The organism is Tritonibacter aquimaris (assembly GCF_009617595.1).
GTDB classification, from domain to species: domain Bacteria; phylum Pseudomonadota; class Alphaproteobacteria; order Rhodobacterales; family Rhodobacteraceae; genus Epibacterium; species Epibacterium aquimaris.
On the sequence record NZ_WIXK01000003.1, the window covers coordinates 286,526 to 310,882 of the forward strand.

A 24,357-nucleotide genomic window follows, 5' to 3' on the forward strand; every position below is an offset into this window, starting at 1 on the left:
AGAATATCTAGTCTGCTGATGCAGGCTCGGTTTTTGCCTTGGGTTGCACCCTCATCCCACCTTCTGCCATCACCTGGTTCCGGCCGGAATTTTTGGCAACATACAGCAGCTCATCTGCACGTTTGAGCAAGGCAGCTGCGGCGCTGGCTTGTTCACTAATCTCTGTAAGCCCGATGCTCACCGTGAGGCGAATTCTATTTGCATCAGCTAGAATTTCGCTTGATTGGATCGTCGAACGCAGCCGTTCACAAGCAGCATATGCGCCGATCAAATCGGTGTCGGGAAACACCAGCGCAAATTCCTCACCACCCAGTCGTCCAACCAGATCAATTGTGCGAAATTCCCGTATCAGCATTCTTGAAAGCTGTTGCAGCGTCTTGTCGCCGGCATCGTGGCCGTATGTGTCATTGATACGTTTGAAATGATCAACATCAAGCATCGCAACCGACATGGGCAGCCCGTGTCGCTGCGCTCTGTCAAATTGCGTTTCCAATGTTTTCAGAAACGGTCTTCGATTTGAAACCTGGGTGAGCGGATCCGTATTTGCCTCGATCTGAAGCAGCTCATACGCTTTGGTCAGTTCGCGTATGCTCAAAATGCCAACAAGCTTCCCCGCGTCGAGCACGGGCATGTGTCGGATCGCGTTTTCATTCATGAGGTGCAGCAGATAGGTGACTTCGTCGTCTGGGCTGCACGAAATAACGGAACGGGTCATCACGTCCGAAACCAAAGCCTCTGCGGCTTTTGGATCGCAACTTGCCACAACAGGAAGAAGATCCCGTTCAGAGACAATCCCAACCATTGTGTTGGCTTCGTCGGTCACAACCAATGCGCCAAGTCTCAGCTTCAGCAAAACCTGTGCCGCTTGCCGTAGCGTCGATTCAGGGCGAATCCCCTCAACCTTGGTTGATGCCTTAGCTTTTAATAATTGAGCTACTCTCACTCTAAATACTCCATTCCCGTCCACCTTTATTGTGTGCGCGATAAATGAACAGAGGTTAAAAGCTGCTTGAGAAATGCATATTTGGTCGTGAAAGTTTAACTCAATCCTCGACACTTCATGCCGCGCGCAGCTGCCTTCTCCGGGCGGCTGCGGTCATCTGTGTCGCTGGGGACGTGTCGGCAAAACCCTGCTTTGCCAATATGTTAATGCTGCGCGCCCGCCTGCCCGCCACGCTGCCAGACCCGGTTGGGATGGTCGCGATAGCTGACCTGCCCCACATGCTGATAGCCAAGCCTTGCCGCCAAACGCTCCGAGGCGTCATTGCCCGCCGCAATCAGGGCCACCGTGCTGGCAAAGCCTTTTTGATCCCCCCAGCGCAACGCCAGCTGCATCGCTTCTTGTGCGATCCCCTGCCCCTGCGCCTTTGGGTCGATCACCCAGCCTGCCTCAATCACGTCTTCGCCCAGAACCTCGCTCAGCGCAGGCTCACACAGCCGGGGCTGCACCGAAAATCCCACCATACCCAGATAGCGGCCATCGCGGGCTGTGACCGCCCAATAGCCAAACCCCATCGCGGCCCAATGGCCGATGTGAAATATCAGCTTGGCCCAGGCGGTTTCCGGCGTATCCGGCACGCCAGAGATGTATTTCACCACCTCAGGCGCAGACCAGATCCGCAACAGATCACCGTAATCCTGCGGCGTATGTGCGCGCAGGATCAGCCGCTCACTGCTGAGCTCGGGAACAGTCATTACAGTGCTGTCATTTGGGCAATGTGCCCTCAACCACATAGGTCAGGATCTCAACCACCTGCGCCGGTGTTTCTGCCACTGCCAGGGCCGCCGCATGTACTTCTTTCAGCGCGTGCTGATGTTCCGGCGGGCTCAGCACGATGATCGACTTACCCAAAGCCGCCGCATAGCCCGCATCAAAGGCCGCGTTCCACTGTTTGTATTTGTCGCCAAAGCGCACCACCACCACATCGGCCTCTTCAATCCCTTTGCGGGTGCGGATCGCGTTGAGCTTGGCACCTTTGTGGTCATGCCAGAACTTGCTGTCCTCGCCGCCCAGAATGGCAACACCACAATCATCGCTGGCGTCATGATCCGTGACCGGGGCGTTGAAATGAATTCCCAGCGCCTCGGCACCTTCGATGATCTGGTCACGCCAGTCTGTGTGAATTTCACCGGAGAGATAAACGCTCATCATTGGGGCAGATCCTTTTGTTTAGCTTACTCCACCCCTACCCCAGCCTCAGGTCTCAATCCACCAACGATCGCTTGCGCGCCACAATAAAACGGCTGGGCGGATCCGCGGGGAAATTGCCGGTTTCCACGATATCAAACCCGGCCCGTGCCACCGCCGCATCCATCTCAGCCACGCTGTAAGATCGCACCACCGAAGGCGCTTTGCCGACCAGTCTCAGCAGCGGTAGCGCCAAAAGCATCAGCCGCCATTTCCACGCTTTCATGTCACTCATGCAGGGGGTTTTGGAAATGAACAGCCCATCCTCCGCCACCCGCTGCGATGCGGCCTCAAGCGCGGCCTCCAGATCCGGCAACAGATGAAACAGGTTCATCGCCATCACCACATCAAACGGGCCATCTGGCGCATGCTCCACCGCACCAACCGCCACGGTGACATTATCGAGCCCCTTGGCGCGTTCTTTGGCGATTTCCAGCATTTCCGACGACAGGTCGCTGGCGCAGATCGATTTCACCAGCCCCGCCAGCTTCACCGCCGTAGATCCCGTACCCGCACCCAGCTCCAGCACCCGGTGGCTTGGCTCCAGATAGGCGCGCACCCGGCTAAGCGTCTGCTCATAGGCGGCCTCGTCGCGAATGGGCGCCGCCGCATAGCGTTTCGCCAGTTTGTTCCAGAAAACCTGATCGTTTGACATCTTATCACTCCTGCTCGCCCCACCTTATCCAGCGCGCGTGCACGGCCCAATTGCTTAAATTCGCAGGCTCCATATACAAAGATGTATGAGCGACTGGACCCATATCCGTGCCTTTCTGGCCACCGCCGAAAGCGGCTCGCTGTCTGCGGCCGCACGCAAACTGCAACTGACGCAGCCCACCGTATCCCGCCAGGTGGCCGCCCTCGAAGATGAGCTGGGCGTGATGCTGTTTGAACGCCTCGGGCGTGCGCTGCATCTGACAGACGCGGGGCGCGAGATGCTGGTACATGCGCGCCAGATGGGGGCTGCGGCGGATGCTTTTGCCCTCACCGCCACCAGCCAGGCGCAGGATATCGAAGGCCTTGTGCGCATAACCGCCTCCGATATTTTCTCGGTCTATCTGCTGCCACGCGCGCTGCATATTCTGGCGGAACGCGCGCCGCGCCTGCGCATAGAAGTCATCGCTGACAATGGGTTACGCGATTTGATGCGCCGCGAGGCCGATATCGCCATCCGCCACGTGGAACCCACCCAGCCCGATCTGGTCGCCCGCCGCATCCAGCAGGCGCGCGCCTATCTTTATGCGTCTGAGCGCTACATCCAAAACCACGGCGCACCCCAAAGCCTGCAGGATTGCAGCACCCATAGTTTTATCGGCTTTGGCGATATTGACCGCATGATGGCATTTCTGCACCCGATCGGAATTGAACTCAGCCCTGAGAATTTTCACTTTGGCTCCAACAGCGGCCTGGTGGGCTGGGAGATGGTGCGTCAGGGCTTTGGCATTGCGGTGATGGCCTCTGAGGCGGGTGACCACACCCCCGGCATGGTCCGCCTGCTGCCCGAGATGGAGGTGATCGAATTCCCGGTCTGGCTCACCACCCACCGCGAGCTGCACACCAGCCGCAAAATCCGTCTGGTGTTTGATGTACTGGCCGAGGTTTTGGGGCGCAAAGAGTAAAGGACACGCACTCCGCACGAGTTGGGGAACTTCGTTGCCCAAACAAAAACGCGCCCCAATCTGGAGCGCGTTTCTCAGTTTCCATCAAGACCTGGCTTAGCCGCGAAGCTCACCGCCGGTGGCTTTGGTCACCTTGGCAATGATCTTGGCGCTGACGGCCTCGATGTCTTTTTCTTTCAGCGTCTTATCTGTTGGCTGCAGGCGCACGGTGATCGCAAGGGATTTCTTGCCCTCACCCAGGCTGCCGCCAATGAATTCATCAAACACGCGCACATCCGTAATCAGCGCCTTATCGGCACCTGCGGCGGCATTAACCAGCGTCAGCGCTTCAACCTCGGCGTCGACCACAAAGGCAAAGTCACGCTCAACCGCCTGCAGATCGCTGATCTCAAGCGCGCCACGGTTGGCACCGGATTTGCGCGGCATCGGGATCTCGTCTGGCCAGATGGTAAAGCCCACAACCGGACCTTTTACACCCATCTCATTCAGCACTTTGGGGTGCAGCTCCCCAAAGACACCCAGCACCTTTTTCGGCCCCAGGCAGATCTTGCCGTGACGGCCCGGATGCCACCAGCCCTGCGCGCCGCGCAGGATCTGAACTTTGGCAGGTGCGCCGATCGCGGCCAGCACCGCCTCAATATCGGCTTTGGCGTCAAACACATCTACATCGCGCGAAGCGCCATGCACGTCTTTGGGGCCAGATTTACCAACCAGAATGCCGGAAATCAGCGTGTGCTGCTCACCGGGTTCGCCGCCGTGAAACGCGGGGCCAACTTCAAACAGCGCCAGATCATTGTAGCCACGCGCCTGATTGCGTGCTGCCGCCTGCAACAGCCCCGGCAACAGTGCCGGACGCAGATGCGACATTTCCGATGAAATCGGGTTCGCCAGTTTGGTGGCCAGATCACCGCCGCCAAACAGCGTTGCCGATGCTTCATCAATGAAAGTGTAGCTGACAACTTCATTATAGCCGAGCGCAGCCGAGGTGCGGCGCGCCATCTGCAAACGGCGCTGCGCCGGGGTCATAACCGGCTTGGGAATGCCATCGTTCAGACGCTTCAGCGGCTTGCCTACCAGCTTGGTCAGCGATGCAATCCGCGCCACTTCCTCCACCAGATCGGCCTCACCCTGCACATCGGGGCGCCAGCTTGGCACATGGGCGTTGTTGCCTTCCAGACGGAAGCCCAGACGGGTCAGGGTCTGGCGTTGCTCGCTTTCGGGGATCTCCATCCCCACCAGCGACTGCACCCGCTCAGGCTTTAGGGTGTAAGAGCGCGCGTGATTTGGCACTTTACCGGCAATCACCACCTCAGAGGCTTCACCGCCGCACAGATCCAGGATCATCTGGGTTGCCCGCTCCAGCCCTTCCACGGTGAATTCAGGATCCACGCCGCGTTCAAACCGGTAGCGCGCGTCAGAGTTGATCTTCAGCGCGCGGCCTGTGGTTGCAATCTGGATGTGATCCCAAAACGCGCTTTCCAGAAACACGTCAACGGTCTCCTCGGAACAGCCAGTTTCTTCGCCGCCCATGATGCCACCGATGCTCTCAACACCGTTGTCGTCGGAAACCACGATCTGACCGGGTGCAAAGGTGTATTCCTTCCCATCCAGCGCCACCAGCGTTTCGCCACCCTGGGTGCGATGCACCCTGAGATCACCGTTCACCTTGGCCACATCAAACACGTGCAGCGGGCGGTTCTGATCAAAGGTGAAGAAATTGGTGATGTCCACCAATGTGGAAATCGGGCGCAGACCAATCGCGTTCAGCTGATCCTGTAGCCACTGGGGGCTTGGGCCGTTTTTCACCCCACGAATGACACGGCCTGCAAACACTGGCGCACCATCCAGGGTATCTTCATCAATGGTCACATTGATCGGGCATGGGAACTGGCCCGCAACCGGGGTGTAATCTGTGGTTTTGAGCGTCCCCAAGCCACGCGCCGCCAGATCGCGGGCAATACCATAAACACCCAATGCATCAGGACGGTTCGGCGTGATCGCGATTTCAATCACCGGATCAACCTTGGCCGGATCATTGGCCGCGAGCCAGTCCACCAGCTTGTCGCCCACGTCGCCGCTTTCCAGCTCGGCAATACCGTCGTGATCTTCGCCCAGCTGCAATTCGCGCCAAGACGCCATCATGCCGTGGCTTTCCACGCCGCGGATCTTGCCCACCGACAGGGTGAAATCCAGACCGGGCACATAATCGCCCGGCTTACACAGCACCACGGTGATGCCCGCACGCGCATTGGGCGCGCCACAGACGATCTGCTTTTCACCTTCATCGGTGGTGACTTTGCAGACGCGCAGACGGTCCGCATCCGGGTGCTGCTCGGCCGCTTCGATCTTGGCCAGAGTAAAGGCTTTCAATGCCTCAGCCGGGTTCACCACCTCTTCGACCTCAAGGCCGAGGTCAGTCAGTGTGTCACAAATCTCTTCCACTGTTGCGGTGGTGTCGAGATGTTCTTTCAGCCAGGACAGCGTGAATTTCATCGGTCAAGGATCCCTTGGCAAGCCATGCGTGTTCCTGCAGGCAATGGCAAAGAATGGCTCAAGGTGCAAGCCTTGGTCGCGCTCAAGGCTCAAGGATACGACGGGGTGAGGCCCAAAAGCTCATCCAGCTGCCGCCCAATCCAGCCATGCGGGACAAAATGGCCACCGGGATGGCGATCCAGAACCACCGCGCCTTGCGCACAGTCCCAGCCCTCGCGGCTGAAGGTCAAAAAGGAGCGCACCTGCCAGCGACCACCATCTGCCCCCGCACCGCAGTTCAGCTTCGCGCGCCAAAGCGCCATCGCCTCCCCCGCGCCAAACGGGCTATAGGGCGCGCGCATCACCGTGTCATTGGTGCCATGCACATGGCGCGCCTCACGCGGGGCCTCAGCGCAATTTTCATCCGGCGGGATCGCACCGGCAATCGCCAAAAGCGCCGCCACATGGTTGCCGCTCTCACAGACATAGCGCCAGGCCATCGCCGCCCCATAAGAATAGCCCGACACATAGATGTGATCCGCATCCACCGGATAACGCGCCGCCACATCCTGCAGCACCTGATTGGTGAAATTCACATCTTCCAGATCACCGCCCCAGAAATCCCAGGTATTGCGCCGCCCATTGGGCGTCACCAAGAGCACCCCGCGCCGCTGGGTTGATGCGCCGATGCGGTCGCTTTTCTGCGCATGTACCCCGTTGCGGCCCCAGCCATGAAAATGCACGAGCACCGGCAAAGGCGTGCGCCCATCCCAGCCCTCTGGCTCCATCACATGATAGGAGCGCGCACCAAGCGCACAGGGCTGACCCAGATGGCAGCTGCTATGGGCTGCGTTCTGCGGTGTCTTATGCGGCGTCTGCTGCCAGGGCCCCATCGCGGGGGCCGCACTGGCCGCTGTCATCAAAAGAAGCGAAGCAATCAGATGTTTCATAGCGACACCCTAGAAAGCCCCGCGCTGAAGGTCACTTCACATCTTCATCACAACAAAAAGCGCCGCCCCCAGCCGGGAGCGGCGCGTTAAAAGTCAGAACCAATCAGATCAGGCGATTGTGGTGATCAGCCAGAACAGGCCCGCCGACAAGATCCCCGCCGCAGGCACGGTAATCACCCAGGCCGCAATAATGGTCAGGAAATGTGAGCGACGCACCAGCTTACGACGGCTGCGCTCATCTCCGTTTTGCGCCAGATCCGCAGGCACTTCGATCTTGGCCTTTTTCATCCGGCGGCTTGCATCCCACTCGCGGAAGAAACCAACCCCAAAGATCGAACCAATCGCAATATGGGTCGAGCTCACCGGCAGGCCCAGCCAGCTTGCCACAATCACCGTGATCGCCGCCGACAGTGCCACACAATAGGCGCGCATCGGATTAAGCTTGGTAATCTGGCTGCCCACCATACGAATGAGCTTGGGCCCAAACAGGAACAGACCAAAGGAAATCCCCAGCGCCCCAATCACCATCACCCACAGCGGGATGGAAACAGCCGCGGTGAAATCGCCGGATTTTGACGCCTGCACAATCGCCGCCAGCGGACCCACCGCATTGGCCACATCATTGGCCCCATGGGCAAAGGACAACAGCGCCGCAGACACCACCAGCGGAATGCCGAACAGCACTTTCAGCGATTTATTGCGGTTCTCCAGCCCCTCGGATTGGCGACGAATAACCGGGATCATCACCAGCCAGATCACCAGCGCCGCAGCGCCGCCAATACCCAGCGCGCTGATAATGTCGATCTTGATGACCTTCTTCAGACCCTTCAGCGCCAGATAGGTGGCAAAGGCTCCGCCCATGATACCCACCAGCACAGGCACCCAACGGCGCGCCGCCGCGATTTTGTCAGCCTGATAGATGATGCGCGATTTGATAAACCATAGGAAAGCCGCCGCAATCACCCCGCCAAGCACCGGTGAAATCACCCAGCTTGCCGCGATTTTTGCCATTGTCGGCCAGTTCACCGCGGCAAAACCCGCCGCCGCAATACCCGCGCCCATCACGCCGCCCACAACCGAATGGGTGGTGGAAACCGGCGCGCCAATCCAGGTGGCAAGGTTCACCCACAAGGCCGCCGACAACAGCGCCGCCATCATCGCCCAGATGAATGTGGTTGAGGTCTGCATGCTTTCAGGCGCGATAATGCCCTTGGCGATGGTAGAGACAACGTCTCCCCCCGCCAAAAGCGCGCCCGCGCTTTCAAACACCGCGGCAATTGCAATCGCGCCACCCATTGTCAGCGCATTTGCCCCCACCGCAGGGCCCATATTGTTGGCCACGTCATTTGCACCGATGTTGAGCGCCATATAGGCGCCAAACCCGGCCGCGATAATCACGATAAAGGTGTTGGATGACTGGCCAAACAGCAGCGCCGCTGCCAGACAGGTCAGCAGGATAAAGACAAACGCCAGCCCCGGCCCCACCAGCGGGCGGCCAACGTAAGCAGTTGCCATTTCCAGATTGGAGATCCGTCCCAGATCGCGGTCCAGCGTCTCAAGATGTCGGGTATCAAGATCATTATTGGGCATTTCGGCTCCCATGGTCATGTTTCGGGAGCCGATAGCAGGAAGTTTTTCCCTCCACAACGCGCCTGAGGCGGAGAAAGGGTGATTCTTTTACAAAACCGTTACAATATTCACTGATCCACGCGTCGCGGTTTCTGTGGCGAAAGCTCTCTCAACGCCGGGCTGTGAGATCTGCGCTGAGATCGCCAGTTTCACATGGTGAAGACCGCACAAAGGCGAGCGCAAGACAATGTTCAACTCCAACCCAAGGCACGTGCCCGCCCGACTGGGCGCAACGCGTTTTTCATGCAGGATTTACGGAACTCAAGGGCAGCGCCCGAGCCTGGGTGGGTGCGAAGCGCCCTCCCGGGGGGAGGGTCGGGCGCTGCCCGGCCTATCGGCCCGGGCAAACCACCACCTACTTGCGAAACCCCTTCAGCATCTTCTGCGTCTTACGCAGTTGACTTGCTGCAGAATGTTTCTGTTCATTCACCCGTTTAAAATGGCGGTGAGCCACGAAACCAAACACCCATATAGCTGGTGCAAGTATTAAAAACACCAAGGCTGCCAGCCAGCCCGGTGCAACCTCGATTGCTAAAATAATAAAGACCACCGCGATCATTTCGATCGCAATGGCCTGCCACCTTTTCAGCCGCAGCACCTGCGCGTCACACCAGTCGATATAACGCGCAAGATAGTAGCCACAGGAAAACATTTTACCGGCTCAAACCACCGTGCAGCGTTGGCAGGTCCAGACATTGGAACCCGTAGTGACGCAGCCAGCGCAGGTCGCTGTCGAAAAACGCGCGCAGATCCGGGACGCCGTATTTCAGCATTGCCAGACGGTCGATGCCAATGCCAAAGGCAAAGCCCTGATAGATCTCGGGATCAATGCCACCGGCGGCAATCACCTTGGGGTGCACCATGCCAGAGCCCAGAACCTCAAGCCAGTCGTCGCCCTCGCCCACTTTCACGGTGCCGTCTTGCCAGGAGCAGCGGATGTCCACTTCGGCAGATGGCTCGGTGAAGGGGAAGTGGCTCGCGCGGAAGCGCAGCTCAACATCATCCACCTCGAAAAACGCCTTCACAAACTCTTCCAGCACCCATTTCAGGTTCGCCATCGAGATGTCTTTATCCAGCGCGAGGCCTTCGACCTGATGGAACATCGGCGTGTGGGTCTGGTCGTAATCAGCGCGATACACACCACCGGGGCAGATAATGCGCAACGGCGCGCCCAGTTTCTCCATCGAGCGGATCTGCACCGGCGAGGTATGCGTGCGCAACACATGCGGCGGACGATTATCGCCCTCGGCGCGGCTCATGTAGAATGTGTCCATCTCGGCGCGGGCCGGGTGGTGGCCGGGGATATTCAGCGCATCAAAGTTGTACCAGTCGGTGTCAATGCGCGGCCCTTCCTGCACGGAAAACCCCAGCTCGGCAAAGATCGCGGTGATCTCTTCGCTCACCTGGCTGATCGGGTGCAATGTGCCCGCGCGGCGCTGCGGCCGTGTCGGCAGGGTCACATCCAGCCACTCGGACCGCAGACGCTCATCCAATGCTGCATCCGCCAGACCGGCCTTTTTGGCGGCCAGGGCTGAGTTGATCTCATCCTTCAGGGCATTCAGCGCCGGGCCCGCCACCTGGCGTTCCTCGGGCGTCATCTTGCCCAATTCGCGCATTTTCAGCGCCACTTCACCTTTTTTACCTACAGCGGCGAGGCGAATGGCCTCCAGCGCGGCCTCGTCGGCAGCCTCTGCAATCTGAGAAAGATATTTTGCCTTAAGATCGTCCATGACGGTCCCCCGAATTCTGCTTAGGCCCTGCTACCACAGGCGTCGGCAAACGCAAGGGGGCTGACACCACGAGCCCGCATCATCCGTTGCAGCAAAACATGCGTTTTGGCGCAAAACATGCTATGTTGTTCTTGCATGCAGCGCTGCCGCAGCCCATCTTGTGCGCGAAAGCTGCAGGTAAATTCTCCCGCAGGAGAGGAATGATGAGCACCCCGGTTAAACGCAAGCTGACCACCATACTTGCCGCGGATGCGGAGCGTTTCAGCACCGCAATGGAAGCGGATGAAATGGGCACCTATAGCGCGCTGAAATCGGCGCGCTCTGTGTTTTTCAAACTGATCGAACATCACGGTGGCCGCATCGCCAATACCGCCGGTGACGGGCTGATTGCCGATTTCCCCTCAGTCGTGGAAGCCGCCCATTGCGCCATCGCGGTACAGCAAGAGCTGGCAGATGATGACATCAGCCTGCGTTTTCGCATTGGCATCCATCTGGGCGATGTGATCTGCGACGGCGAAGATCTTCTGGGCGAAGGCGTCAATCTGGCGGCGCGGCTGCAATCATTGGCCGAACCCGGTGGCATTTTGATTTCGCGTCAGGTCTATGACCAGATCCGCAACAAGCTTTCGCTGGGGTTTGAATACCTTGGCGAGCAACAGGCCAAAAACCTCCCCGAAGAAATTTCCGTCTACCGCATCACCACCTCGGGCGCGGTGGATGCGGCCTTTGCCAAACTTGCCCCCCGCGTGGATGCGCCCCGCCCGCAGCCAGAGACGCAGACCCGATCACGGGCCAACGCACAGTTCCCCCCACAACGGGGCAGATCCGAACAGATCTGGTCGGATGATTTTGACAGCCACAGGCCAGCCGATGGACCTGAACGGATGCGGGCCAGCGATACAGCCGATGGACCTGAACGGATGCGGGCCAGCGATACAGCCGATGATACTCCCAGCGACACCCCCGGTGATGCCCCCCGCGATCTGCGCAGTCGCATCAGCTCCCTGCCCCCACATATCTGGCTGCGCTACGGCGTTGGCGGCGCGGTGGCGTTCAACCTGATCTCCTTTGGTGATTTTGGCCTGGCCTGGCTGATCCTGGTCTTTGGCCTGGTCTACGGGCTGCGCAACCCCGTGCGTGCCATGGGGTTTCACAGCTATAAATCGATTCCCGCCCGCGCCTGGGTGCTGATGCTGTTTCTCATCTGCGTCAACCTGATGAGCTTCACTGGCCCCTGGTCGATCTTCCCGGTCGGCGCAATCGCTCTGGCGCATCTGATGCGCGCACCCCGCAGCGATGACGGCGCACCATCCAAATCACATTAAAACCGCCCCTCCAGCTGGGGCCACCCCATGAAAAAGCCGCAGTAAGATAGAAATTACCTGCAAAAATGTCTCATTGTGCCCCGCACTCAGAGGCATAGTCTGGTCGCAACAACCACGCGTCCGGAGGGCCAATTCATGCCTGTCTCCCACCCGATCCCATTTCTCTCCGCCGGGTTTCGCCCGATGTTTCTGGGTGCCGCAATCTGGGGTGCCGTCTCGATGGCGCTGTGGATCCTTTACTGGACCGGGCTCACAGGCTGGTCCCCCAGCTGGGACGCGCTCGACTGGCATGTGCATGAACTCTTGTTTGGCTATGGTGCGGCGGTGCTCTGTGGGTTTTTGCTGACGGCGATCCCCAACTGGACCGGGCGCGCACCGGTGTCCGGCCTGCCCTTGCTGATGCTGTTTACGCTCTGGCTTATGGGGCGCGCCGCCATCACTTGGGGCGCGGCTCAGCCATTGCACACCGCGATGGCGCTTGCCTTCCCGCTGCTTTTTACCCTGGTGGCCACCCATGAGGTGATCAAAGGCGGCAATCGGCGCAACCTGCCGATCATTGTGCTGTGTGCGCTTTATACGCTGGGCAATCTCCTGTTCATTCTGGGCGCAAACGAAACCAGCCTGATACAATCCAATACGCTGCTGAACAGCTCGGGCCTGGGCGCGCGCATTGGCCTTGGCGTCATGATCTTGCTGATCAGCCTCATCGGAGGCCGCATTGTGCCGATGTTCACCCGCAACTGGTTGAAACAGCATCACATCCCCGGCGCACCCCCGGCCGAGTTTGCCCGCCCGGATGCGGCAATCCTGCTGCTCAGCGCCACGGCGCTGATGCTGTGGTGCGCGCAGCCCGAACAGGCGCTGACCGGCATTGCACTGATCCTTACGGGTTGCGCCCATATCTGGCGGCTCAGCCGCTGGCAGGGGCAGCGCACCCTGCGCGAGCCGCTGCTCAGCGGGCTGCATTTTGGCTATGGCTTTGTGCCGCTGGGATTTCTGCTACTGGGAGGCGCCAACCTCACCGATGCGATTGATCCGCTGGCCGGGCTGCACGCTTGGACCGCGGGCGCGATTGGCACCATGACCCTCACTGTGATGAGCCGCGCAAGCCTGGGCCATTCCGGCAGACCGCTGAAATCCAACCGCTTGGAACAGGTGTTCTTGATGGCAATGGTCATTGCTGGTCTGTTGCGGGTGATCTCGGCGCTGGGGGTTGCCCCGGTTCCAATGCTGCACAGCTCTGCCTGCCTGTGGATGCTGGCCTTTGCCCTGTTTGCGCTGCGCTTTGCACCGATGATGTTCAGCCCGCGCCGCTAGGCCACCTGTCACGCTAGCCCACCTGCCAAACTAGGCCCGCAACACCGCCGCAACCCGCGCAGGCATCACCGGCCGCGCGGTCTGCCCATAGGCCAATGGATCGCGGCGCAACTGCGGAAACAGCGCATAAATCTCATCTGAGGTGTCCCAGGCTTTCAGCCCTTCACCCCCGGGCAGGAAGCTTTCAGACACCAGCCCCTGGGTGTTCAGCAGCTCATGCTGATCAAACAACAGATGCACATAGGTCACCAGATCACACGGTGCCCGGCTGACGCCCTCATGCCCCAACAGATCCTTGGCCGCCACCAGCATCTCATCGCAGCCAAAATACAGCTCGGCCTGCCAACCCCGCACGAGCACCCGGTGCTGCGGTGACACGCAGATATCGTCCTCTGCGCCGAAATAGCCCTTGGCAATGCGTACCGGTGCAAATTTTGGGGCAAACTCTGCGCACGCGCGCACCGTGGTCTGGCCCGCCCAACGCAACACCTCAACCGCGCCGCTTGCCGTGATCACGCGGTCGCCCGCCCGCAGCTGCTCCACCGGGCGCGCGCCCGTGGGGGTTTGAACCAGGGTGCCTGCGGTGAAACAGGCCACACCGGTATCACCCGCCCCGATCGTATCATAGCTCAGCTCATCCGGGTCTGGCTGGTTGAACTGCAGCGTGGTGGTGGTTGAATTTGGCCCCACCAGCACCGGGATATTTTCCGACACCGCCCCCGCCGCAAGACCATCCAGCGCTACAATATTTCGAGTGCCACCGCCAATGTCATAGAAATCTTCGACCTCGTCCGTGTCGGTGTTCACCAACGCATAGGCCTCATAGTTATTGGAGCCACGCCCATCGGGATCGGTCAGCAGAATGTCAAAATCATCGGCCGAGATCACATAGATCATCTCACCGGTTTCAGGGTCCAGATTGCTGCGCACATCCGGGTGGTCCAACTGGATCTCCAGCCCCACCCGACCATCAGCGTTATAAAATGAAACGGTGAAATCTTCCGGATCATCCTGCGGCAACAGCGCCACCTCAAGGAACTCAGAGACCCCAGATGACGCCGCATAGGCATTTGAATAGTGCAATTCACTGATACGCGACAAAAGCTGAGCCTCCCCTATACGTTGGCTCAGCTTTGATCACCCAATCGGTACAAATTAAGGAAAAATTAAGATTTATGAACGCATCGGCAAGATATCGTTAATTTTGCTACCTTAACCCATACTTTCGCGCAGGCGCACAGCCGCCAAGGCTGTGGTTTAATCAAGTTGAGGGGGCGGTCATCGATCTAACCCTCACGATTCGCATTCCCAACATGAAGAAAGCCCGCCAGAGCGATCTGACGGGCTTTCTTCTATCTTTTATAACGGCTTAAGCAGCCATTTAGAACGGCTTAGGCAGCCAGTGCGGCCTGCGCTTGCTTGACGATTGCGCCAAACGCTTCGGGCTCATGCACGGCGAGATCGGCCAGAACCTTACGGTCCACTTCGATGCCTGCCAGGGTCAGACCGTTGATGAAGCGCGAATATGTCAGCGCCTCGTCGTGACTGCGGACGGCTGCGTTGATACGCTGGATCCACAGTGCGCGGAAGTTCCGCTTCCGGTTCTTACGGTCGCGAGTTGCATACTGGTTCGCTTTATCAACTGCCTGACGCGCGACCTTAAAGGTATTCTTGCGACGGCCGTAATAACCTTTTGCAGCCTTTACGACTTTCTTATGACGGGCGTGAGTGACGGTACCACCTTTAACACGGGACATATCTCAGATCTCCTCTTAGCGGTCGTAGGGCATATAGCCCTTGACGATCTTTGCGTCAGGTTTGGACAGGGTGGTGGTGCCACGCGCGTCACGGATAAACTTGGTTGTGCGCTTGATCATGCCGTGGCGTTTGCCAGCCTGACCAGCTTTCACTTTACCGCTTGCGGTAACTTTGAAGCGCTTTTTGGCGCTCGATTTCGTCTTCATTTTGGGCATTTCCGTCTCCTTCAATGCGGGTTCGCAAAACACACGACTCGGCATGCCACTTAGCCGGACGCGCGATGGAGCGGCCATTTAGACAGTCTTGCCTTCGAACACAAGCCCCCGATTGCCCCTTGCCCCACATTACAACACAATTCCCGCTCTGCCCGCCGTAAAGCCAGCACCAAAGCTCCACACGCGTGGTAACATTTCGTTAATACATATTGAAAAACGCATCTGACAACCCGTAAATAGGGCCACTACCGGAAGAATCGTTTTTAAAGAGTGACCCGCCCGAAGATCTTGTACGCGGCTGTTACCCCGACCAATCGCTCCTTTATTTTAATGATATGACACCGGGATTTTCTGATGAAACAAGTACTTCTCGCCACCACATTTATTGTTGCCTCCGCCGCTGCGGCCTCGGCTGCAACCTTCCAATTTTTCACCGATGCTGCGTCATTTGAAGCTGCTGCTGCCGACGTGCGCGCCTTTAACCTAACCGATCCTAGCACCCCGCTCACCATCACTGGTGATGATGTTGATCTCACCGGCGGTATTTTGTTTGACGTGATCGACCAGGACGACGCTGCCGACACGGTGTTTTCCTTTGATATCCCGCTGATTGGTTTTGGCGCGGATCTGGATCTCAGACCGGTGGGCGCAGGCTCCGGCATTGCGGTTTCGATCACCATCAACGGTCAGACCATCACCCTGCCCGAAGAGATCTCTCCCTTTGCCGATGGCGGCTTCCTTGGCTTTATCACTGACACCGCTTTCACCGAGCTGTCCTTCAGCGAAGGCTCCCGCGCCAGCCGCCCGGCCGAAACCTATCTGCTGGCCAACCCGGTTGGGGCAGTTGAATCCAATTCAAACGTCGCACCGGTCCCGCTGCCCGCGGGCCTGCCCCTGATGCTTGCCGGTCTCGGCGCATTTGGCCTGCTGCGCCGTCGCAAAAAAGCCTAAACCGCTCAAACCAGTACGTTCAGATCAGAGCGTTCAAATAAAAAGAGGGGTGCCAACGCGCCCCTCTTTCAACATCTGGCCTCAAAATAGGGCTCAGACAAAACTGCCAATCACCCCCAGCACCACATCGGGGATTTCCTCCAATGAATAGCCGCCGGGTTTTTGCATCACCGCATAGGCCACCAGCCCCGCCGCCGCCAAAAGCGTCAGCCCCCCGCTGCGTGGTGCACGTGAATCACTGATCGCCGACAATAAGGCGGGCACCGACAACAGCCCCAGCGCCAATCCCACAACCAGACATAAATCCGGGTCCATACCAAAGCTCCTCACAAAACAATCAGGCACGCGCGGCCCAAAGTTGGGGCCAATTTACCAAGATTCATCTCATGCGGGCAACAAACCGTAAAACTTCTGGGCGCTGCTATCTCTTGATCGCAACACCCATAAAAAACGCCCCCCGAAAGGGAGGCGCTCATCGTTGGTTCAAGCTGTTGAAAGCCCGCGTTTATTCGGGATCCATTGCGTAGATCTGACGCTCATCGCACGGCGCGACACGCAGAATGTTTGTGGTGCCCGAGACGTTGAACGGCACACCCGCGGTGACAACGATCTGGTCGCCCTCATTGGCAAAACCACCCGCACGCGCCGCACGTACCGCACCCACAACCGCACCTTTAAAACGCTCAACTTCCTGCGCCTGAATGCAATTGCAGCCCCAGCTCAGCGCCAGACGACGGGCGGTATCCAGTACCGGTGTCATCGCCAGAATTGGCACCGACGGACGTTCGCGCGCGGTCAGCAGCGCGGTGGTGCCGCTTTGGGTGAAACAGGCAATCGCCTGAATATCGGTCTTTTCCGCAATCTCACGCGCCGCCGCCACAATACCATCAGCAACCGTGGTGCCCTGCGATTTGCGCGAGGCTGCAATAATGTCGCGATAGGTGGGATCTGCTTCGACCTCTTTGGCGACACGGTCCATCGTGGTCACAGCTTCGATCGGATACTGACCCGCCGCCGATTCCGCGCTCAGCATGATGGCGTCAGAGCCCTCATAGATCGCGGTTGCCACGTCTGATACTTCAGCGCGGGTTGGCATCGGGCTTTCGATCATGCTTTCCAGCATCTGGGTGGCAACAATCACCGGCTTGGCAGCATTGCGGCATTTGCGCACCAGACGTTTCTGAATGGGCGGCACCGCCGACACCGGCAGTTCAACCCCCAGATCGCCCCGCGCCACCATGATCCCATCAGAGGCATCAAGGATTTCGGCGAAATTATCCACCGCCGCAGGCTTTTCGATCTTCGCCAGAATAGCCGCGCGACCATCCGCAAGGCCCTTGGCTTCAAACACGTCTTTGGCCCGCTGCACAAACGACAGCGCCAGCCAGTCCACGCCCAACGCGCAGACAAATTCCAGATCCGCCCGGTCTTTTTCCGACAGCGCCGCCAGCGGCAGCACCACATCCGGCACGTTCACACCTTTGCGGTTGGAAATCATGCCGCCGGTGACAACCACACAATTGGCATAGTCTTCGCCGCATTCTTCCACCTTGAGGCGGATCTTGCCGTCATTGACCAGCAGCGTGGCATCCACTTCCAGCGCCTGGAAAATCTCTGGGTGCGGCAGGTTCACGCGGGTGACATCACCGGGGGTGTCATCCAGATCCAGACGGAATTTTGCACCTTCCACCAGCTCTTCTGCGTCATTGGCAAAGGTGCCCACCCGCAGTTTCGGCCCCTGCAGATCCGCAAGGATCGCAATCGGGCTGTCGAGATCTTCCTCAATCTTGCGGATGATCTTGTGACGCTCGGCAATCTCTTCGTGGCTGCCGTGCGACATGTTCAAACGAAACACATCGGCGCCCGCTTCGTGCAGGGCGCGGATGGTGTCATAATCATTGGATGCGGGGCCAAGGGTGGCCACGATTTTCACGTTACGCTGTCGTCGCATCGACATCTCTCTCCTTCGTGTTCCGGGCCTTTTCGGCCTCAGCCCGCCCCAAATGGTGAAGCAAGCAGCAATCTGGGGCGCTATCACGTGCCCGAGCGGCTGACGATCCAGCTGAAAAATGTTATCGCAAACATTTCCCGCGCCCTTATCGCCTAATTCCCATTCTCTGGCAACTCCCGTAAAGCTCGACCACCAAAGGATGACAGGCCCATGACATATACCCCTTTTTTTACCCATGGCACTATTGATGACGGCGCGGCGCGCTCACGCTGGCTGGTGACATGTGATCACGCCACCAATTTTGTGCCCGATTTCATCAACGGCGGAGATCTTGGCCTCCCCGCAGAAGATATGGCGCGCCACATTGCTTATGATCCCGGTGCCTATGGGGTGTCGCGCTACCTCGGCGAGTTGCTGAATGCCCCGGTGGTAGCATCAAATTTTTCACGACTGGTTATCGATCCCAACCGCGGCACCGATGATCCGACACTTTTGATGAAACTTTATGATGGCACCATCATCCCGGCCAACCGCCACGCGGATGACGCCGAGCTCACCCGCCGTCTTGAAGCCTGCTACCTGCCCTATCACAACACGGTGGCCGAGATTGCCGCCCAGCGCAAAGACACCGTGATTGTCTCGGTGCATTCTTTCACGCCGCAATTGCGCGGCCGTCCCAAACGACCCTGGGAAATTGGCATTCTTTACCCCAAACACGAGCGCCTCTCCCCGATTGTGATCGATCTGCTGCGCCAGCAGGGCGATCTCACCGTGGGGGATAATCAACCCTACAGCGGCTATTACCCCGGTGATTCCATTGACAAACACGCCACCAAACATGACCGCCCCAACACATTGATTGAATTGCGCAATGATCTGATCGCCGATGAAGCCGGGCAACGCGCCTGGGCCAAACGGCTGGCAGATCTGCTGCCACAGGCGCTCGCACAGGTTCCATCATAGGCTCCGTCATAGGCACTGTCACAGGCTCACTCACAGCCCTACCCCCTTTGCGCCGCGCGGTGCCGCCCCCATATATAAAGGGTGGAACGCGCACCTTCAGGAGAGGAGAGTGGTATGTCTGTTGAAACCCTGTCTGCCTTTTTTGGCTGGCTCAGCCTGCTGCATATTGGGCTGTTCACCCTCTCGGTACTGCTGATTCTGGGCTTTCGTGAAACCACGACCCAGCTGCATGCGCGCCTGTTTGATCTGCCCGCAGATCAGATCCGCACAGAGATCTACCGCTGGCTGGGGAACTACAAACTGCTGATCTTTGTCACCGCGCTTGGGCCCTGGCTTGCGCTGCAACTGATCTGACACTTGCGTGCGCAGGCGCGGCACTTCATTGTCGCAGCCACCACCACCTGCTAAGTTATGCGCCAGCCATCAGAATTGTGAGAGAGCCACATGAGCACAGACATCGATCCGCAGACCGAAATTGAACTGCAAGCCGCCGCCTTCCGTCGTCTGCAACAGCATCTGATGCAGGATCGCACCGATGTGCAAAACATCGACATGATGAATCTCGCGGGCTTTTGCCGCAACTGTCTCAGCCGCTGGTATCAAGAAGCCGCCAATGAACGCGGCATTGATCTGGATAAAAACACCGCGCGTGAGATTTTTTACGGCATGACCATGGATGACTGGAAAGCCAACTACCAAAATGACGCCAGCGAAGCCCAAAAGGCAGCCTTTGATGTGGCCTTCAAGGAAAACGTGTCAGACAAATCCTGATCACGCCTCTTCCTTAAGCGCGCCCAGGCTGCTGTTGATGGTGGTTTCACCATCCAGTGAGCGGGTGGCAAAAGCATCAATAATCAGCTGACGCATCCAGCTGTTGCGCGCGGAATGCTGCTGGCGCATGTGCCAGACCAGATCAAAACAGATGTCGGGCATGGGAAAGGGCAGCTTGCACTGGGCCAGATCCGACATCACCCCATGCGACAACATGCTGGGCAGCGTTGCAATCATATCGGTGCCTCTGATCGCCTCAGCCAGCATCCAGACATTGGGCACCCCCATACAGACCTCGCGGCTGATGGAATATTCTTCCAGCCGCTGCTCCACCGCGCTTTTGGTCACCCCGCCAAAATCCAGCACCACATGGCGGGCACGGCCATATTCCGCAACCGTCTGCACAGCGCCGCGCACATTGGAATCATAAAACACCGCAGATTTATCAAGATAGAGCGGCACCGTGCGCAGCGATTGCGCATAGGCGTTGAGCCGCGGCACAATCGCCAGATCCACATCCAGCCCCTGCATCACATCCGCCAGATTGCCGCGCGATCCCAATTCGCGAAACTGGATTTGGCGCTGGGGCACCTGCTCCCATAACACCGATTGAATCCGCCGCGCCGCAACTGCCATCGCGCCGCCGTTCATTGCAATCACACAGGGGCGCATATCCTGCACCGGGTCGTAATCATCGCCCTCGCCCAGCGCCTCAATCGCGGTCAGAATTTCACGCACCTGCGGCGCCAGACGCAATGCCGCCAGGGTCGGGCTGATGCCACGGCCCGATTTCTGAAACAATTCAACCCCAAGGACCCCGCGCAACCGCTCTAGCGTATGGCTGACGCTTGACTGGCTCACCCCCAGTGTCAGCGCCGCCTGACTGACCGATGTCTGCTCAAACACCGTTAGAAATACCCGCAGAGACTGACCACTGATCTGCGATACATCTATTTTTGTCATATGTTTATCCTCAACGCAGATTGATCTTATGCGCATGATCAAATGATAGTGAATTTTACCACATGGTAAAAGGTGAACAACGTTCGATGCCGTATAATAAAATCTACAATGGCACCCCGGCGCGACACCCAGATGGAGATTGTATTTCGCAAGAGGTATCAGACCTGAAACCGCTTGTGGATCATGCAATCGAACGGGCGCGGAACTGGGACTTTGAGGCTGCAAAAGCCGCACTTAAACAGGCGCAACGCCAGCTCAACGACTAAAAATTTAGTCAACTTTCAAAGTAATTTTCAGCTTTGAAGACACGACCAACACCACTCACAAACAAAAAAGGCCGCCCTCAGGGCGGCCTTTGCCAATTTTACGCCAGGTTGGCCAGATTTAGATGGCGGCGTTCAGGCTTTCTTCCAGATAGATTTCACGCAGGCGTTTTGCGATCGGGCCCGGCGTACCATCACCCAGCGCCACCCCATCGATTTCAACAACCGGCATCACAAAGGCCGAAGCCGAGGTGGTAAAGGCTTCATCGGCACCCTGGGCTTCTTCGATGGTGAACAGGCGCTCTTCGATTTTCATCTGCGCTTCTTTTGCCATCCGCAGCACGGCCTTGCGGGTGATGCCATGCAGGATATCGTTTGACAGCGGCCGGGTTACGATCACGCCATCCTTGATGAAATAGGCGTTGTTGGATGTGCCCTCGGTCACATAGCCATCTTCCACCATCCAGGCATCATCCGCACCGGCTTTTTTCGCCATCATCTTGCCCATGGACGGATACAGCAGCTGCACGGTTTTAATGTCGCGACGACCCCAGCGGATGTCTTCAACCGAGATGATCTTGGCGCCTTTTTTGGCAGCAGGGCTGTCGGCAAGGCCGGGTTTATTCTGGGTAAACAGCACCAGCGACGGCGGGGTATCCTCGGCAGGGAACACAAAATCACGATCCCCGTCAGACCCACGAGTGACCTGCAGATAGATCAGACCTTCTTCGATCCCGTTCAGCTCCACCAGTTTGCGGTGGATTTCCAACAGCTCATCCTTGGAGCAGGGCGACGCCATCTCAAGCTCATTCAGCGACCGTTCCAGACGCACCGCGTGACCTTCAAAATCGATCAGCTTGCCATCAAGAACAGATGTCACCTCATAGACCGCATCCGCAAACAGGAAACCACGGTCAAAGATCGAGACCTTGGCTTCGGTCTCAGGCAGGTATTCGCCATTTACATATACGGTACGGGTCATGGACCAACTCCTGTTGAATTTCTTGCTTTGTCGGGCGCTTGGTCGCCCAGGTCAAGCAGGCAGGTCAAGCGCGATGGCAAAAGGGGTACAAAATTCATGCACACCCAAGCGGCGGGCCTCTCTGCGGCCATGAATAGGCAATCAGCTGCTCTGCACCGCGGCACGCTGAAATCAGCCCCAAAGGTCGCGCGCAGGCGGGTGCACGCCTTTTTCGTCAAACAGCAACGGCGTTTCGCGATCCTCCGCCAAAAGCAGCGGCCCATCCAGATCGGTAACCATCGCGCCCTGCGCCACCAAAGTAGCCGGTGCCATCGCCAGTGACGATCCCACCATACAGCCCACCATCACCTGATACCCTTCGGCCAGTGCCGCCGCGCGCAGTTTTAATGCTTCGGTCAACCCGCCGGTTTTATCCAGTTTGATGTTCACCACATCATATTTGCCCTTCAGCTTGGACAGGCTCTGGCAATCATGGGCGCTTTCATCGGCACAAACCGGCACCGGCCGCTCCATCCCCAACAGCGCATCATCATCGCCTGCGGGCAAAGGCTGCTCCACCAGCGCCACGCCAAGACGCACCAGATGCGGCGCAAGATCAGCGTAAACTTCGGCTGACCAGCCTTCATTGGCATCAACAATAATGGTGCTGTCTGGCGCGCCCGCGCGCACCGCTTCAAGGCGGGCCATATCATCAGGCGTGCCCAATTTGATCTTCAGAAGCGGGCGAAAGGCGTTTTTGGCCGCCTGCACCTGCATCTCGGCGGGTTCTGCCAAAGACAGCGTATAGGCGGTGATTTCAGGGCCGGGCTGTGGCAGGCCCGCCAAATCCCAGGCGCGTTTTCCCGCCTGTTTGCACTCCAGATCCCACAGCGCACAGTCCACGGCATTGCGCGCAGCCCCAGCAGGCAATAGCTCCTGCAACGCCATGCGATCAAACCGCTCTGGCAGCGCTTCGATCTCGCGGGTCACGCTTTCAAGGGTTTCATCATAGCGCGCATAGGGCACACATTCGCCCCAGCCCACATGGCCATCTTGCGCCACAGAAACCGTCAGAACCTTGGCCTCGGTGCGCGATCCGCGTGAAATGGTAAAGACCTGCGCCAGTTTAAACACATCTGCGGTGACGTTGAGATTCATAAGTGGTCCTGCCGTTTTGCATGGTCGCCAAGGGCAGAGCGCCGCCCCCAGCTTCACCTTTTTATAAATACTCCCGCCGGAGGCATCCACCATCACAGCAAACGCCCCCGATCGGGAGAAGTTCGTCAGACCGCAGCCAGCGCATCCACCAGACGATCCGCCCCATGGCGGAACGGATCCACCGCGGGCAGGCCCATCTCTGCTTCGAGCTTGGCGAGATAGGCATTGGCCTCCTCTTCGCTCAGATGCTGGGTGTTCACTGAAATACCAACCACCTGACAGGCGGGATTGGATTTCTGCGCCAAGGGCAGCGCAGTGTCGCGCAGCTGTTGCAATGTGGGCAGGTCAAAACCCGGCAGGCCGCGCATATGGTCACGGGTGGGTTCATGGCACAGGATCAGCGCATCGGGCTGGCCGCCGTGCACCAGCGCCATTGTGACGCCAGAGTAGGAAATGTGAAACAGCGAGCCCTGCCCCTCGATCAGATCCCAGTGATCATCGTCATTGTCGGGGGTCAGATATTCCACCGCACCGGCCATGAAATCCGCAATCACCGCATCCAGCGGCACGCCCTGGCCGGTGATCAGAATGCCGGTCTGGCCAGTGGCGCGGAAGGTGGATTTCATTCCGCGTTCCTGCATCACCGCATCCATCGCCAGCGCGGTGTACATTTTACCGACGGAGCAATCGGTGCCCACCGCCAGACAACGTTTGCCGGTTCGGTTTTTACCATTGGCAATGGGATAGGCCACGGTGGGGATGCGCACATCATGCAGGGTGCAGCCATGGGTCTGCGCCGCGGCGACCAGCTCATTTTCGTCGCGCAACAGGTTGTGCAGACCCGAGGCAATATCAAACCCCATCTCCAGCGCCTGAACCAAGAGCGCTTTCCATTCGGCTGAAATCACCCCACCGCGGTTGGCCACCCCAATCACCAGCGTCTTGGCACCCGCGTCTTTGGCCTCCTGGAGGCTCAGCTCTTTCAGGCCCAGATCAGCCCCACAGCCCGGCAGGGAAATCTGCCCCACCGCGTGATCGGGACGCCAGTCGCGGATTCCAATGGCCACTTTGGCTGCCAGCATGTCGGGCGCGTCGCCCAGAAACAGGAGATAAGGGGTCTCAATCATGTCAGAGCGCTCCGTTGCAAAAATCAGTGTTACGGCAATGTATCGAGTT

26 protein-coding genes are annotated in these 24,357 nt (G+C 58.4%); 8 read left to right on the forward strand and 18 right to left on the reverse strand.

What is annotated here, in order from left to right; all coding sequences use genetic code 11:
* Positions 1-7 precede the first annotated feature (7 nt).
* From GG681_RS07375 to GG681_RS07390, 4 genes are all read right to left on the reverse strand, one after another.
* Positions 8-943: a diguanylate cyclase gene (locus tag GG681_RS07375; RefSeq protein WP_328593303.1), complete on the reverse strand. Its 936-nt coding sequence runs from the start codon at positions 941-943 to the stop codon at positions 8-10.
* 203 nt (positions 944-1,146) lie between these two features.
* The gene (locus GG681_RS07380) at positions 1,147-1,695 is read right to left on the reverse strand and encodes a GNAT family N-acetyltransferase (protein WP_153546633.1); all 549 of its coding nucleotides are present in this window, start codon (positions 1,693-1,695) and stop codon (positions 1,147-1,149) included.
* A 10-nt stretch (positions 1,696-1,705) separates the two neighbouring features.
* Positions 1,706-2,149: a YtoQ family protein gene (locus GG681_RS07385; protein ID WP_153547030.1), complete on the reverse strand. Its 444-nt coding sequence runs from the start codon at positions 2,147-2,149 to the stop codon at positions 1,706-1,708.
* A 55-nt stretch (positions 2,150-2,204) separates the two neighbouring features.
* The gene (locus GG681_RS07390; RefSeq protein ID WP_153546635.1) at positions 2,205-2,843 is read right to left on the reverse strand and encodes a class I SAM-dependent methyltransferase; all 639 of its coding nucleotides are present in this window, start codon (positions 2,841-2,843) and stop codon (positions 2,205-2,207) included.
* An 85-nt stretch (positions 2,844-2,928) separates the two neighbouring features.
* Between GG681_RS07390 and GG681_RS07395 the strand changes: the two genes are divergently transcribed.
* Positions 2,929-3,804 carry a LysR family transcriptional regulator gene (locus tag GG681_RS07395; RefSeq protein ID WP_153546637.1) on the forward strand — a complete coding sequence of 292 codons (876 nt, stop codon included), beginning with the start codon at positions 2,929-2,931 and terminating at the stop codon, positions 3,802-3,804.
* 96 nt (positions 3,805-3,900) lie between these two features.
* Here the strand turns inward: GG681_RS07395 and pheT are convergent, their stop codons facing one another.
* The 5 genes from pheT to pheS form a co-directional block, all read right to left on the reverse strand.
* On the reverse strand, positions 3,901-6,297 hold the full coding sequence (gene pheT / locus GG681_RS07400; RefSeq protein WP_153546639.1) for a phenylalanine--tRNA ligase subunit beta: 2,397 nt from the start codon (positions 6,295-6,297) through the stop codon (positions 3,901-3,903).
* Positions 6,298-6,386: 89 nt separating this feature from the next.
* Positions 6,387-7,226, reverse strand: coding sequence for an alpha/beta hydrolase family esterase (locus GG681_RS07405; protein WP_153546641.1), 840 nt, complete (start codon positions 7,224-7,226; stop codon positions 6,387-6,389).
* 108 nt (positions 7,227-7,334) lie between these two features.
* Positions 7,335-8,816 carry an inorganic phosphate transporter gene (locus tag GG681_RS07410; RefSeq protein ID WP_153546644.1) on the reverse strand — a complete coding sequence of 494 codons (1,482 nt, stop codon included), beginning with the start codon at positions 8,814-8,816 and terminating at the stop codon, positions 7,335-7,337.
* 394 nt (positions 8,817-9,210) lie between these two features.
* Positions 9,211-9,507: a hypothetical protein gene (locus GG681_RS07415; RefSeq protein WP_153546645.1), complete on the reverse strand. Its 297-nt coding sequence runs from the start codon at positions 9,505-9,507 to the stop codon at positions 9,211-9,213.
* 1 nt (position 9,508) lies between these two features.
* Positions 9,509-10,585 (reverse strand): phenylalanine--tRNA ligase subunit alpha, encoded by a 1,077-nt coding sequence (pheS, locus tag GG681_RS07420; protein WP_153546647.1) that lies wholly within the window; start codon positions 10,583-10,585, stop codon positions 9,509-9,511.
* A 203-nt stretch (positions 10,586-10,788) separates the two neighbouring features.
* Between pheS and GG681_RS07425 the strand changes: the two genes are divergently transcribed.
* Together GG681_RS07425 and GG681_RS07430 are read left to right on the forward strand one after the other, a co-directional pair.
* A complete protein-coding gene (locus GG681_RS07425) occupies positions 10,789-11,910 on the forward strand; it encodes an adenylate/guanylate cyclase domain-containing protein (RefSeq protein ID WP_153546650.1) in 1,122 nt (373 codons plus the stop codon).
* A gap of 135 nt (positions 11,911-12,045) precedes the next feature.
* Positions 12,046-13,227, forward strand: coding sequence for an NnrS family protein (locus tag GG681_RS07430; protein ID WP_153546652.1), 1,182 nt, complete (start codon positions 12,046-12,048; stop codon positions 13,225-13,227).
* A gap of 30 nt (positions 13,228-13,257) precedes the next feature.
* On the opposite strand, the gene GG681_RS07435 is transcribed toward GG681_RS07430, so the two are convergent.
* The 3 genes from GG681_RS07435 to rpmI form a co-directional block, all read right to left on the reverse strand.
* Positions 13,258-14,328, reverse strand: coding sequence for a Hint domain-containing protein (locus tag GG681_RS07435; protein ID WP_153546654.1), 1,071 nt, complete (start codon positions 14,326-14,328; stop codon positions 13,258-13,260).
* A gap of 290 nt (positions 14,329-14,618) precedes the next feature.
* Complete coding sequence (gene rplT / locus GG681_RS07440) at positions 14,619-14,984, reverse strand: 50S ribosomal protein L20 (RefSeq protein ID WP_153546656.1); 366 nt, start codon at positions 14,982-14,984, stop codon at positions 14,619-14,621.
* Between the two features lie 15 nt (positions 14,985-14,999).
* The gene (rpmI, locus tag GG681_RS07445; protein ID WP_153546658.1) at positions 15,000-15,200 is read right to left on the reverse strand and encodes a 50S ribosomal protein L35; all 201 of its coding nucleotides are present in this window, start codon (positions 15,198-15,200) and stop codon (positions 15,000-15,002) included.
* A gap of 354 nt (positions 15,201-15,554) precedes the next feature.
* Here rpmI and GG681_RS07450 point away from each other — a divergent pair, with 354 nt between their 5' ends.
* Positions 15,555-16,151: a VPLPA-CTERM sorting domain-containing protein gene (locus GG681_RS07450; RefSeq protein ID WP_153546660.1), complete on the forward strand. Its 597-nt coding sequence runs from the start codon at positions 15,555-15,557 to the stop codon at positions 16,149-16,151.
* Positions 16,152-16,244: 93 nt separating this feature from the next.
* Here GG681_RS07450 and GG681_RS07455 read toward each other — a convergent pair whose 3' ends face one another.
* Together GG681_RS07455 and pyk are read right to left on the reverse strand one after the other, a co-directional pair.
* Positions 16,245-16,466, reverse strand: a complete 222-nt coding sequence (locus GG681_RS07455) for a hypothetical protein (protein WP_153546662.1) — start codon at positions 16,464-16,466, stop codon at positions 16,245-16,247.
* Between the two features lie 190 nt (positions 16,467-16,656).
* Complete coding sequence (gene pyk / locus GG681_RS07460; protein ID WP_153546664.1) at positions 16,657-18,102, reverse strand: pyruvate kinase; 1,446 nt, start codon at positions 18,100-18,102, stop codon at positions 16,657-16,659.
* A gap of 210 nt (positions 18,103-18,312) precedes the next feature.
* Between pyk and GG681_RS07465 the strand changes: the two genes are divergently transcribed.
* The 3 genes from GG681_RS07465 (at position 18,313) to GG681_RS07475 (ending at position 19,836) form a co-directional block, all read left to right on the forward strand.
* Positions 18,313-19,065 (forward strand): N-formylglutamate amidohydrolase, encoded by a 753-nt coding sequence (locus tag GG681_RS07465; protein WP_153546666.1) that lies wholly within the window; start codon positions 18,313-18,315, stop codon positions 19,063-19,065.
* Between the two features lie 114 nt (positions 19,066-19,179).
* Positions 19,180-19,419: a DUF6868 family protein gene (locus GG681_RS07470; protein WP_153546668.1), complete on the forward strand. Its 240-nt coding sequence runs from the start codon at positions 19,180-19,182 to the stop codon at positions 19,417-19,419.
* Between the two features lie 102 nt (positions 19,420-19,521).
* Positions 19,522-19,836 (forward strand): DUF1244 domain-containing protein, encoded by a 315-nt coding sequence (locus tag GG681_RS07475; protein ID WP_328593312.1) that lies wholly within the window; start codon positions 19,522-19,524, stop codon positions 19,834-19,836.
* Here the strand turns inward: GG681_RS07475 and GG681_RS07480 are convergent, their stop codons facing one another.
* Positions 19,837-20,799: a LysR family transcriptional regulator gene (locus tag GG681_RS07480; protein ID WP_194287155.1), complete on the reverse strand. Its 963-nt coding sequence runs from the start codon at positions 20,797-20,799 to the stop codon at positions 19,837-19,839.
* Positions 20,800-20,885: 86 nt separating this feature from the next.
* On the opposite strand from GG681_RS07480, the gene GG681_RS07485 reads away from it, so the two are divergent.
* Positions 20,886-21,065, forward strand: a complete 180-nt coding sequence (locus tag GG681_RS07485; protein WP_153546674.1) for a hypothetical protein — start codon at positions 20,886-20,888, stop codon at positions 21,063-21,065.
* A 118-nt stretch (positions 21,066-21,183) separates the two neighbouring features.
* Here GG681_RS07485 and GG681_RS07490 read toward each other — a convergent pair whose 3' ends face one another.
* The 3 genes from GG681_RS07490 to dgcN form a co-directional block, all read right to left on the reverse strand.
* Positions 21,184-22,044 (reverse strand): D-amino-acid transaminase, encoded by an 861-nt coding sequence (locus tag GG681_RS07490; RefSeq protein ID WP_153546676.1) that lies wholly within the window; start codon positions 22,042-22,044, stop codon positions 21,184-21,186.
* Between the two features lie 171 nt (positions 22,045-22,215).
* Positions 22,216-23,181: an N-acetyl-D-Glu racemase DgcA gene (gene dgcA / locus GG681_RS07495; RefSeq protein ID WP_153546678.1), complete on the reverse strand. Its 966-nt coding sequence runs from the start codon at positions 23,179-23,181 to the stop codon at positions 22,216-22,218.
* 125 nt (positions 23,182-23,306) lie between these two features.
* Entirely contained in the window at positions 23,307-24,308 is a 1,002-nt protein-coding gene (gene dgcN, locus GG681_RS07500; RefSeq protein ID WP_153546680.1) for an N-acetyltransferase DgcN, read from the reverse strand.
* Positions 24,309-24,357 lie beyond the last annotated feature (49 nt).